This is a genomic window from Psychrobacter sp. TB67 (assembly GCF_000511065.1).
Classification (GTDB): Bacteria; Pseudomonadota; Gammaproteobacteria; order Pseudomonadales; family Moraxellaceae; genus Psychrobacter; species Psychrobacter okhotskensis.
The window spans coordinates 101,865-113,970 of the sequence record NZ_AYYA01000004.1; the positions used below are offsets into that span (position 1 = coordinate 101,865).

General features: G+C 44.0%; 9 protein-coding genes. 2 read left to right on the forward strand and 7 right to left on the reverse strand.

Annotated elements, in window-relative coordinates; translation table 11 throughout:
- Position 1: 1 nt before the first annotated feature.
- The 6 genes from moaB to surE form a co-directional block, all read right to left on the reverse strand.
- A complete protein-coding gene (gene moaB, locus W293_RS0100440) occupies positions 2-532 on the reverse strand; it encodes a molybdenum cofactor biosynthesis protein B (protein ID WP_025650567.1) in 531 nt (176 codons plus the stop codon).
- A 57-nt stretch (positions 533-589) separates the two neighbouring features.
- A complete protein-coding gene (moaA, locus tag W293_RS0100445) occupies positions 590-1,702 on the reverse strand; it encodes a GTP 3',8-cyclase MoaA (RefSeq protein ID WP_025650568.1) in 1,113 nt (370 codons plus the stop codon).
- A gap of 122 nt (positions 1,703-1,824) precedes the next feature.
- Complete coding sequence (gene glp, locus W293_RS0100450; RefSeq protein ID WP_025650569.1) at positions 1,825-3,120, reverse strand: gephyrin-like molybdotransferase Glp; 1,296 nt, start codon at positions 3,118-3,120, stop codon at positions 1,825-1,827.
- A 720-nt stretch (positions 3,121-3,840) separates the two neighbouring features.
- Complete coding sequence (locus W293_RS0100455; protein ID WP_025650570.1) at positions 3,841-5,145, reverse strand: lytic murein transglycosylase; 1,305 nt, start codon at positions 5,143-5,145, stop codon at positions 3,841-3,843.
- Between the two features lie 97 nt (positions 5,146-5,242).
- Positions 5,243-6,049: a LysM peptidoglycan-binding domain-containing M23 family metallopeptidase gene (locus tag W293_RS0100460; protein ID WP_025650571.1), complete on the reverse strand. Its 807-nt coding sequence runs from the start codon at positions 6,047-6,049 to the stop codon at positions 5,243-5,245.
- A gap of 111 nt (positions 6,050-6,160) precedes the next feature.
- On the reverse strand, positions 6,161-6,973 hold the full coding sequence (gene surE / locus W293_RS0100465; RefSeq protein WP_025650573.1) for a 5'/3'-nucleotidase SurE: 813 nt from the start codon (positions 6,971-6,973) through the stop codon (positions 6,161-6,163).
- Positions 6,974-7,666: 693 nt separating this feature from the next.
- On the opposite strand from surE, the gene W293_RS0100470 reads away from it, so the two are divergent.
- Both W293_RS0100470 and W293_RS0100480 read left to right on the forward strand, forming a co-directional pair.
- Positions 7,667-8,101: an MCR_0457 family protein gene (locus W293_RS0100470; RefSeq protein WP_025650574.1), complete on the forward strand. Its 435-nt coding sequence runs from the start codon at positions 7,667-7,669 to the stop codon at positions 8,099-8,101.
- A gap of 558 nt (positions 8,102-8,659) precedes the next feature.
- Positions 8,660-9,826 carry a D-alanyl-D-alanine carboxypeptidase family protein gene (locus W293_RS0100480; protein WP_025650576.1) on the forward strand — a complete coding sequence of 389 codons (1,167 nt, stop codon included), beginning with the start codon at positions 8,660-8,662 and terminating at the stop codon, positions 9,824-9,826.
- 192 nt (positions 9,827-10,018) lie between these two features.
- Here W293_RS0100480 and W293_RS0100485 read toward each other — a convergent pair whose 3' ends face one another.
- Positions 10,019-11,977: a sensor histidine kinase gene (locus tag W293_RS0100485; protein WP_025650577.1), complete on the reverse strand. Its 1,959-nt coding sequence runs from the start codon at positions 11,975-11,977 to the stop codon at positions 10,019-10,021.
- Positions 11,978-12,106 lie beyond the last annotated feature (129 nt).

Here is a 12,106-nt window from a genome sequence, read left to right on the forward strand (position 1 = left end):
ATCAGTCATGGCTAGGATTTTGTGCCAAAAAGTGCGGCACAAAATTGCATGGACGAGTACGGCTATCGAACTGCTCTTTTAAGATATTTTCCCAGCCAGTACGACACGCGCCTGATGAGCCCGGTAAGCAAAATATACCGGTGCCATTTGCCATGCCAGCAACCGCTCGTGATTGTACCGTAGACATGCCAATTTCATCTTTTGAGATGAGACGAAACATTTCACCAAAGCCATCGATCGACTTATCAAACAGTACTTTTACCGCTTCTGGCATGCTATCTCTGATAAAAAATCCCGTACCGCCCGTCGTAATCACTGCATGAACCTTTGGATCTGCAATCCAACCACTGATCACCGCTCTTATCTGGTAGATATCATCAGAGATCAATTGACGGTCTGCTAAATGATGCCCTGCTTCGGTTAAGCTGTCTACCAAGTATTGTCCTGAGGTATCTTCTGCAAGTGTTCGACTGTCAGAGACGGTTAATACGGTAATATTAAGCGGTGTAAATGCTGTAGCGGGTTTGCTCATAGAGTTTCCTCGAGAAGGTGATGTTAATGTTTAAAAAAGCGTAACGTGCTTATTAATTTAACCGCCAATGATTGACAGGTTATGCATAATGCCGCTATTGGCATCATGCAAATGATGGTGCTCAGGTTTAATCGGCATAAAGCTATATAGATCATTGACTAAACCTTGCACATCGTTAGTCTGTAGATGCTGACGAATATCATAGTTGCCTTGATCGAATAAGCACAGATGCACTTTGCCTTGACTGCTCACCCGCAGGCGATTACAGGTATCACAGAAATGCGCCGCGTAAGGGGCAATCATACCAATGCGTCCCATATAATCAGGATGGCTGTACTCTACCGCTGGACCATCACTACTGCCGCGCTCATGTGGCTGCCAGCCATGCTCTAATAAATAATCGGTAATAATATCGGACTGGGCATGCTGAGCAAAAAACAGATCGCTATTGTCGCTGGTCTGCATGAATTCAATAAATCGATAAGTCACTTGTCTATCTTTGACATAATCAATGGCATCTATCAGATTTTCAAAGGCAGTTTCTGCCATCAACACACTATTAATTTTAAGCTTAATATCCGTGGTTTGCAGCAACGTATCCATGTCAGCAAGTAGTTGTGGCAAGCTATCAAAGCCTGTCATCTTGTGAAAAGTAGCGGCATCAAAGCTGTCCATGCTGATATTTAACTGGTCGAGCCCAGCTGCTTGCCAACTGGTTAAATGCTTACCCAGCTTATAACCATTACTGGTCATCGCCACCGTTTCAATGCCATCAGTTTGTTTGATGGTTTCAATAATCTCGACGACATCGCGACGGATAGAGGGCTCACCGCCAGTGATTCTAACTTTTTTGGTGCCGACTTGAGCAAAGCCGCGTATCAGTGTGGCAATCTCAGGAACACTAAGCTCATCATCAGGGCGTTTGCCTTGATAGCCGTTCGGCAAACAGTATTCACAGCGAAAGTTACAGAAGTCGGTAATAGACAAACGCAGATAGGTAAGACGTCGAGCAAAACCATCAGTTAACGGTTGAGAGTGCTCAATATCTTGCTCGGTAGGTGCTGTTACAGACGGGGCTTGATAATTATCAAAAGCCGTAGCGGCTGTTAATGTAGACATACTAGGCGAATACAGTTGTGCATGGCCTATCTTAATGTTGTCATCACTCATATTTTCCTACCATCAGTAGTGCTTGTGGGCAGCATTACTTTATTATTCGTGTTTGGCCTACCATTGTATGATTTATTTTCAGTTTTTTTGTAGTCATCTTATAGAGATTTAGAAAACTGTCACTACGCATGTAGCCAAGGGAACGGCTGCACAATGACGCTATCACCTGATGCCACATTACCACTGTCTTTGTCCAAAACAACAAAGCAATTCGCTCGGCTAAGCTGTTTGATTCTATGTGATTGCTGACCTGAGAAGCACTCAACTTGATAACTGCCAGCGTCGTTTTGTGTGAGAACACCGCGCTGAAAGTCCTTACGACCAGCTGATTTTTTGATATCGTTTGTGAGCGTTGCTTTGACACTCAATTGCATGGGTCGCTCTGCTAAATCAGCGCCTGACATTTGCCACAATGCTGGTATCACAAACTGTAACGCCCCAACGACCGTCGATAATGGATTGCCCGGCAGACCAAAATATAACACGGGCTTAGCTATATCTTGGTTTAATTCACCAAACACAAACGGCTTACCCGGCTTCATCGCGACTTTATAGTGGTTAATTTGACCCAGCTGTTCAATCACGGTAGTCAAAAAATCATAATCACCAACCGAGACGCCAGCCGTTGATATCAGGACATCGCAGTCTTGCATCGCTTTATTGACAGCGGCAGTCGTCTGCTCTAGATTGTCAGGGATAATGCCGTAATCACGAATGGTCACTGGCAGATCAGCCAGCATGGTTTTGAGTGTAGGCGTATTAGAATTATATATTTGCGCCAAGCTTGTCAGCTCATTGCCAATAGCAACCAGCTCATCACCAGTTGCTAACAGGCCTACCGTCAATGGCTGAAACACCTTGATTTGGCTGACGCCCAAATTAGCCAATAAGCTAATATCAGCAGCATTAAGACGTTTACCTACCTTCAATACGGCCTCGCCCGATTCGATTTCTTCACCTTGTTTGCGAATATTGTTATCGATCTGAGCCGTTTGCGACAGCGTCACCGTGTAAGGTTTTGATTTATCGATTGTGTCTCTAATAGTGGCAAAGTTAGTATTCTCTTGCATGATGACCGTGTCACAGCTATCTGGAACGACGGCGCCAGTAAAGATACGTACACCTTGTCCCGCTGTTAACTCGCCAGTATAAGCACTGCCCGCTTGTGATTCGCCAATGATTTGAATGCTGCTGTCGTTTGATATATCGCTGCCATGAGCGATCGCATAACCATCCATCGCTGATAGATTCTGTCTTGGTATATCGAATGTTGCGGTGATATCTTGCGCCAGTATTTGATTACGACTGTCTAGCAGCTCACAGGTGTTGAGCACCCTTGTTGGCAATGGAAAGTCATTATTATTATAAGTATCTACGCGCAGCTTTATCGCTGTCTGTAACGCTTCCATCGTAATCATAGGGGAACACTCAGTTTGTCGGTTGTTATTAGTATTACATTATAGTGAGGCATTGCTAACAGTTTATCATCTGTAGCCCGTATTTTTTGCTATCAGCGTTAATTGCATCTCTTCTACTTGTTGTAGTCGATTTTATATATTTTCAATGCGAGTGTACTTAAGTTTTTGATAGCACCATACAAATAAGTTCATATAGCACCCTGCTCGTTAAACACTAACAGATAATCGATATTAGGGCATGTCCTCAATCTGAACGGAAGAGACTAAACAGGCTAAATACTACCAAATTGTATCAAATAGCTGGTCAATATCTCGATACTATAGTCAAGGAATTTTAGAATCGCTACAAGGCGACCGACCGCAGATAGTACACTGAGTACATCTAGGGCGGGCAACACCGTAGCGGTTTAAAAATGCTCTGACTATATCTGCGCTATTTTTCTTGTTTGGCTACCATTTATCTCATTTTTATCGCCATTTTTAAAATGATGACATGCCCGAATAGTGAGTACTTAATTTTAACTGCTTAATTTTCAATGCGAGCCTTTTAACTCAGTACCTTTTAAGTAAGCTGCTACCTGTAAATCAATGCCTTTAGATAGGGCATAAAAAAGCACCTTAATCTAGGTGCTTTTTTAGAGTCATCACTATAAAAAATTATGAACACAGTCGTCAAAAACGGTGGCGTTGATTATTACATAATAGCGCCAGCAACCAACTTCACCATGATGTCAATGAAGAAGCACTCCGCTGACTGATAAAACCATCTGGCGTTTGCCCGTTATCGGCTTGCCAACGCTGGAATGCTTTGCGCGTGTTGGTACCGATAATACCATCCGTGCCTTTGGTATCATAACCTGCACTGGTTAAGCGCTGCTGCAATCTGGTCACTTGAGAAGTCGATAATGGGTTTTCATAGCGCGGCCATGATTTTCGTAGACCACTTTGCCCAGCCAGTGCTTTACCCAGCAAGCTCACACCCAGCGCATAGCTCGATGAGTTGTTATAAACCTTGATCACATCAAAATTTGGGCTTAACAATAGCACTGGGCCATCTTTACCCGCTGGTAGCCATAGCTCCATTTGCGTATTGGCATCGAGATACACATCATCTATGGTATCAACGCCAAGCGCCGCCCATCTGGCTGCAGGTTGCTTGCTACCGACCACTGAATAATCAAATGAAGATGGAACCGTTACCTCATAAAAAGGTGCCAGACCGCGAACCCAGCCTGAGTTGCTGAGATAATTGGCCGTAGAGGCTAAGGCATCGCCTGTTGACCATGGGTTGCGGTGACCATTACCATCACCATCGACACCATGCTCTAACCAAGTACCTGGGATGAACTGCGTTTGTCCCATGCCGCCAGCCCAAGAGCCTTCTAACTGTGACCACGACACATCACCACGCTGCAATAGCGTCGCTAATGATAGTAACTGCGTTTCGGCGAACTCTTGGCGACGACCGTCATAAGCAAGGCTAGAGAGCGCGCTTGGTAAATCGCTATTGCCAGTCACCACGCCGTATGACGACTCCATGCCCCAAATCGCGGCGATGGTTTCTGCACTTACCCCATACTGCGATTCTAATTGTGACAAAAATGCCCGTTGCTCAGCAAACTTACGCTTACCCGTACTCACACGCCCATCTGATACCGCAGAATCAACATATTCCCACGGCATTTTTGAAAACTCTGGCTGTCCTGAGTCAAGCGAGATGACCTGCTGATTTAAGTAAGCAGAATCCATCAGACGTCGAATCGTTGAGGCATCATAGCCTGATGACAGCGCGCGCATGGAGAAGTCAGACTTCCAATCAGAAAAGCTGTTGTAGCTTGGTTTTGCCACTGGCTGCGGCTTGACGACCGGTGCCGGTGTTGGCTTTACTTGAATGGTTTGGGTCTGGGTAATCTGTACATTACCTTGACGCACAGGCTTGCTGGGTTTTTGCATCGCCTGTTGACTGGTACAACCGACCATTACTAAGGCAGGGAAAAGGGCAATGTACTGTTTTTTTAACATCATAAAAACTCTCAAGTATGGATAAGTAACTTAGCGATTAGCGGCAACAATTAGCAGCCGTTCATCAAATTTAACGTCTAAGCATTTAAAATCAAAGCATTTAACGTCCGAGTACAGCCCGTGGATCGATAGGATTGCCATTCAAGCGAACTTGAAATTCTAGACCGACTTGGTTGGTTTGACCACTGCTACCCATACTGGCAATACGTTGACCAAGTTGTACCTGCTCGCCTTCTTTAACCAGTAATTGACTATTGTGAGCGTAGGCGGTGATGTAATTATCGCTGTGGCGAATCATGATGAGGTTACCATACTCTGGTAGACCATTGCCCGAATACAATACAGTACCAGATTGGCTGGCAAGCACAGGATCACCTTCGTTACCAGCGAACCACATGCCCATGTTACCGGCTGCCGCATCAAAGTTGCGAACCACTTGGTTACGACTTGGATAATCATAGCCCGATGTCGCGTTGGCCGTTACTTCATATGCTGGCGTTGGCGTGCTGGTGACAGGAGGGGTATAAGTCGGCTGTGACGGAGCAGAAGTATTAGCACCATTATAAGTATTATAGCGATTGTTGCTAGCTGCCGTTACTGGCGCGCCTTCCCATAGCTTCAACCACTGACCGCTATAGATGGTATATTTACTATCCAAACCGTTCATCGCCCCAATTTGACGATAGCTCAAGCGATAGCGTTCAGCGATTTGACTGACCGTATCGCCACGCTGCACGCGATGATAGTTAGGAACGCCTTGCGCATTGGTAATAATCTTAGGTCCCACTTGGTTAGCTGATTGGTAAGTAGGCTTCGTCGCACAGCCTACTATCGTTAACGATGCTGCTGTCAACGTTCCTATCAATGCTACTGTTGCCAAGCGCGATCCAGCAATAAGCTTCTTCATACAAGATTTCCTATTCTTTATGTTACTCACAAACTCCTTGTGCTAATCACAAGCATTTTGCTAACTTTTATACCGTTTAGTATTTGGCAGCTAGGATTTGGCAGCACCAAATTATAGCATTAACGCCGACAACGTATTAAGGGTGTCAGCTGGCGTATGATGCAGGCGCACTGGAGATAGACTAATATAACCCGCTGCCACCGCTTGGTCATCCGTCATGTTCATGGCCGATGACTGAATATCTTCAGTTTCTAGTGACGATTCATGTTGCCGCTTACGTAGCGATAGCCAATAGGCATCTCTCCCGCGTGGATCTACCACATGATGTACAGGCCGTGCTATCTGACTATGTCCCAGACAGGTGATTTTTCGACCTTTAATATCATCAGCATCATTTACATCAGGGATATTAACGTTTAATACATGATAGGGCAAACTTTTGAATGCCTCTACTATAGATGTTTCGGTCAACAGTTTGACTATTTCATCGGCGGCCATTTGATAGCGGTGCGCTTGGTCTTGCTCGTCGCCTTTTATTCTCGCCCCTACCAGAGAAGTCGCAATCGCCGGTAAGCCAAAGAGTTGGGCGGTCAATGCCGCGCCAAAAGTACCCGAAAACAATACATCTTGTCCCAAGTTGACCCCTGAATTGATACCGGTAATCACGCAGTCAAAGCGCGTGTCTTGATACAGCTCGTGTAACGCCAAATAAACACAATCCGCAGGCGAACCATTGACCGCGATAAACCCCGACGGCAACTGCTGAGTATACAACGGCTGAGAGATGCTCAAGGCGCTACTGCAGCCGCTCTGCTCATTGTTAGGTGCGACCACCTTCACCTCACCAACCTTTGATAAAGCTTGCGCCAGCGCTAACAATCCTGGCGCATGTACCCCATCATCATTACTAACTAAAAATTTCATTTGTGCTCAATATATTTAGGTTTGACCGTCTGTCTGCTTGTCTACTTTAGGGTGGTAAAATTGCTATAATTAGCCCAGTATTTGACTATTAATTGCTGAGCGCACTTCACCCCGATGCACCACTGGGAACGATTGTTATCACTCCGTTTTATGCTAACTGTGGTCATTATTAGATAGCACTTTAACCCTATAGTCGTGTCAGGTGCAACGATATTATGGGCGATTATACCTGAATCGCTAGCAGACACGAACCCACTCTTTGCGCAGAATTTGCCTGTTGCTTGACAGCATCCTTTATTTTTCACGGTAGTCAAACGGCAATATAGTCAGTCCCAAATAAAATGAGTATAAGTATTATAATGCGCCACTGGTATAAATTTTCCTTGCTTGCTGTGTCTAAGCTGACAGAGGCGACGAAAAATTCATCCCAGTAGTACTATGTTTATTTTATAGTGGCTCGACTAGATGCAATTAAAACTGGTCGGTAACACGTTACAATAGACAACAACGTACAACAATATAAACTTATACTTTTATGCTGACGTAACTTATAGGTTGATGCTACTGATATGTTGCTGCAAAATGCCTTTGGCTCACAATATATCTACACATAAATCAATATTTTATGTGACTTTTGTTTTTTTACCCATTAACATATGACCATTAAATAAAGATAAGCGAGTGTAATACTGAATGAATAATCAATCGATATTATCTATAGCTTCTGTGATAGCAAAGACCGTCTCAAAAATCGGTTTTGCAGGACTGATAACGTCTGTTGCCATGCTGTCTCAAGCGACCAATGCTGCACCCAATCCAGCAACCACTATCCCATTGGATATGTCTGGCATGAATATCACCAAGCACGAGATTGCCGTGATGCAAGTATTGTCTGAGATTTGCCCGCCGATGCTAAATGGTAAACAGAAACAGCGTTTTTATAAGTCTTATACGGTACAGCTGCATGAATTGATGCCATCGTTAGAAGACCCAAAAGCGGCGATTCAATATCTATCAACACAGCAAGACTATCGCCAGATATTACAAGGCATCCGTAGCTGGACCATGGGCTTCTCTAAACAAGAAAATAAAGCCTTGTGCGAAGATTTGGCGAACGCTGAATATTAATGGATAATTAATAGATGCTTTCGTTGTATGACAAAAGTAGAACTTTTGCTAAGTCTAGAAATATTACTCTGTACAATCCTTTCTATTATTCACTTGGACATTAACAGCAATAAATAATGATAAAAAATATAGATATTGCTGCCTTTGCCTTATTGAGTTAAGCAAATAGAACGCTAGCGCGACGAGCTTTATAAGTGAGCTTATCGCGTCTAGGAAAAGCTTGCTGTCACCCCACTGCTCCATTGCAGTTGGTGCGGCAAGCTTTTTTGTGGCAAGTAAAAAAACATGCATAAATCTCAATATACCTAAAAGCCTTTTAAGTATTGCCTGCCTTTTTCAGTTGCGTCCTATTTTTTTTATTTATCGATTCCCCATCGGTTGGCATTTTGCTAAGATAAGGCGTTAATTTTATGTCCGTCGCTCAGGCCTCGTTTTCCTCACACATTGGCTCTTTTAAAACCTTATGTTTGAGACATAGGGTTTGAAATAACGTATGAGGTTTAGTACTAGCCATGATGCGATAGATACATTTGGTTCCATGATGCGGTGTAACAATCTATGACAGTAAAGCGTGTAAAAAAACAGCTGGTGCAGCTGGTCGTTGGTATGAGTATTTCTATGAGTGCGGTGATGGCGAGCGCTGCCATTCAGCCACCTGAGATGGAAAATACAGCCTATGTGCTAATGGACTACAATACTGGTGAAATATTGGCACAAAAAAATGCCAAACAAGCTCTCCCACCAGCGTCTTTGACGAAAATGATGACCAGTTACATCATTGAGCAGCGCTTAGCGTCAGGTGATCTTAAAGAAGACGAACAAGTATTGATGAGTCAAAATGCTTGGTGCCGTGGTAGTAGCAGTCAATCTTGTATGTATGTGCCAGTGAACCAAAAGGCCAGCGTTATTGATATGCTGCGCGGTATTATCATTCAATCAGGTAATGATGCCTCAAAAGCCATGGCGGAGCATATTGCTGGTAGCGAAGATTCATTTGCCATCCTAATGAATGAGCAAGCAGAAAAGCTGGGTATGGAGAATACCCACTTCGTCAACTCTACGGGTATGCCTGACGAAGGTCATGAAGCCTCGGCGTTGGATTTGGCCAAACTAGCCCGTGCTATTATCAAAAACAGCGGTGACTATTATGGTATTTATGCCGAAAAAGAGTTTACCTACAATGGTATTACCCAAGGTAACCGTAATGCCCTACTCGCCACTGACTCTACCGTTGATGGCCTAAAAACAGGTCATACTGATGCCGCTGGCTATTGCTTGGTTGCGTCAAGTAACCGTGAAGGCATGCGCCTAATCTCTGTCATCATGGGTACCGAAAGCCAGCAAGCGCGTGCCGATCAGTCACGTGAGCTACTCAACTGGGGCTTTGGCCACTTCACGACCGTAACCAAGGCACCGGCTGGCCAGTTCGTGAGCAAAATCCCTGTATGGTTCGGGGAAGCAGAGGAAGTAGAGCTGACTACAGGTGATAATCTGCAAATTCTAACCAGTAAAACGCAGAAGAACAAAATCACGACCGTAGTTGATATCCCTGAAAGCTTAGAAGCGCCTATCAAAAAAGGTCAAGAAGTTGGCAAAATGATGGCAGTCATCGATGGTAAGGCAGTCGCATCAGTGCCTATCATAGCGACCAATGATGTCGAGCAATCAGGCTTTATGAGTCGTATGTGGCAACATGCCGTACGCTGGGTACAAAACTTATTTTAAAGTAAGGCTATTTAGTCATCGCACAAATACTTTTTAAGAGCATGAGTGAATAAAAAAGACGCCTCCAATTTGGGCGTCTTTTTTTGTTTCTATACTGAGTTATAGCTATACTAATTGATACTTATATCTATTGCTTTTAAAGCAATTAAGCTCAAAGTGAATACTTTTGAAGTAAGCCACTTTTGAGATAAGCTATGCCCATATTAGCCAACTTTTCAGCAGATTACTTAAGGCTTTATCTTCATAAGCTGCGCTATAACAGTAATCGATACCAGCCGCTTTTAAGCCATGCTCAAAGCTGTCTAAGTATTGCGCTTGATGCGGCGCGTACCAGTAGACCAATAGCGCGCGGTTCTCACTCTCGTAGCTTTCAAACTGGCGAATACGCTTGGCGATAACTTCAGCGATGCCTGCGGACACATCTTCTGCAAACATCACCATATCGACTTTCTTCGTATGCAGTGCTTCGATCACAAGATGTTCATGCTGGTGACAGATGACTGTCGCCCCTAAACGCTCAAGCTCATCTACCAAAACTCCCGTTTCATGATCATAGTAGTAAACCACGTCCAATCCAGCCAATAGTTTTTGCTGACGAACGTGGGTTTTTTTGGGTAGAGGAATGGTGAGTATAAACTGCGTACCGACGCCTAGAGCGCTTTCAACTTCGATAGTTGCACTCATCAGCTGAGCGATTTGTTTGACCACCGGCAAGCCGATACCTGTCCCTTCGTACTGCCGAGTTTGTGAGGAATCTATCTGAAAAAATGGATTAAAAATATCATCGATATAATCGCTATCGATACCAATCCCCGTATCTTTGATAGTAATTTGCCAGCGGTTACTATTGTCAAAATGGGTCAATTGCGAGCTGATACTCACTTGTCCCACTGGTGTAAACTTAATTGCATTGCTCAGGAGTATTGATAATATCTGTTTTATTTTGCTCGCATCGCCTTCGAGCGTATAGTCTATATGGTGAATATGACTGACTAACGCCAAGCCTTTTTGTTTAGCAGCACACTCAACATCCGCTAACAGATCAGCGATTAACTGTAAGGGGTTAAATTCACTAAAATGTAGGCTAACTTGACCCTTTTGTATTTGATTCAATTGAATGATTTGGTCAAGCGACAATACCAATTTTTCACTGCCATTACGGATGATATCAACCGCATCTTTTTGCTCATTGTTTAAGCGCTCATCATCTAATAGATGCAAACCGCCAACAATAGCATTCAACGAGGTTTTTAACTCGTGAGTGATCATACTTTGAAAGTTATGCAACTGCACATCTAGGGACAAGTCCTTATGATGTAGCTGCTGTTCAAAGACGGCAAGTGCCTCGTAGTCTTGTTTGGCCGCTTGCAGGCGATCAAACAAAGTTATAAAGGTCTGTTTGATTTGCACCAGTTCTTGAAACTCAAACTGCTGCGGGATCACTGGCAGCTGTTCAAGCTCTGGGTTCTTACTAACGATCTCACACACCTCGGTTAGCGCTGCGATGTCTTTGACAGGCCAGCTGAGCTTACGCAGAATGTATAGCGCCCAAATAATAGCGAGCATGGTAGTGATAAGCCATAACAACAGGTTGCTACGAAACCAATTGGCCCGCAACTTATCTACATCTAAAGTGATATTAATATAGCCAACCAAGGCACTATTATCGGTTAAGGCTTCAGGGGCTGCCAGCTCAAGCGTGTTGTCTGATAAAAGCGTGTTTGGTTGCTGAGTGGCGTTTATCGTTGCAGCACTATCGTCAACGATATCATCACTGATGACTGGATAATTAAAGCTGACCGTACTGGCAAACAAAGCGTTTTGCCAGTCATCGTTTGACTGATAGGCGGTGAACCTATCTATATCAGCAATAGGCTGCGGCGTTGAATAAAATAGGATGCTTTGGATATTTGGTTCTGCCGCCAACAGAATGCTGACTTGCTTGGCAACAGTGTCGGCACCATCTACTGTCGACGCACTGCTTGTCAGTAAGGCGGCCAATTGCTGAATATGACGATGCTTCTGTTGATAATGATGCACCAAACCGTAAATAAAAGACAATAAAATACCAGCCAATACAGCCAAAATGATGGCTTGCACGACCGAGCGCCAGATAAGCTTAGGAAGGGTTTGCAGCGGTTGGTTGTTCATGTCACTCAACTGAGTTAAGACGACTGTTTATTTATACTACAGGTATTTGTAAGATATGGTAAGAGCAACATGCACATACTGTGTTGCAGCCTTGTTATAACAAAGCTGCAGTGAGTCTATATTCATAAA

Bases quoted from the DNA above. Each gene is read 5' to 3' on its own strand.
- moaB (WP_025650567.1), bottom strand. From the start codon at position 532: ATGAGCAAACCCGCTACAGCATTTACACCGCTTAATATTACCGTATTA.
- moaA (WP_025650568.1), bottom strand. From the start codon at position 1,702: ATGAGTGATGACAACATTAAGATAGGCCATGCACAACTGTATTCGCCT.
- glp (WP_025650569.1), bottom strand. From the start codon at position 3,120: ATGATTACGATGGAAGCGTTACAGACAGCGATAAAGCTGCGCGTAGAT.
- W293_RS0100455 (WP_025650570.1), bottom strand. From the start codon at position 5,145: ATGATGTTAAAAAAACAGTACATTGCCCTTTTCCCTGCCTTAGTAATG.
- W293_RS0100460 (WP_025650571.1), bottom strand. From the start codon at position 6,049: ATGAAGAAGCTTATTGCTGGATCGCGCTTGGCAACAGTAGCATTGATA.
- surE (WP_025650573.1), bottom strand. From the start codon at position 6,973: ATGAAATTTTTAGTTAGTAATGATGATGGGGTACATGCGCCAGGATTG.
- W293_RS0100470 (WP_025650574.1), top strand. From the start codon at position 7,667: ATGAATAATCAATCGATATTATCTATAGCTTCTGTGATAGCAAAGACC.
- W293_RS0100480 (WP_025650576.1), top strand. From the start codon at position 8,660: ATGACAGTAAAGCGTGTAAAAAAACAGCTGGTGCAGCTGGTCGTTGGT.
- W293_RS0100485 (WP_025650577.1), bottom strand. From the start codon at position 11,977: ATGAACAACCAACCGCTGCAAACCCTTCCTAAGCTTATCTGGCGCTCG.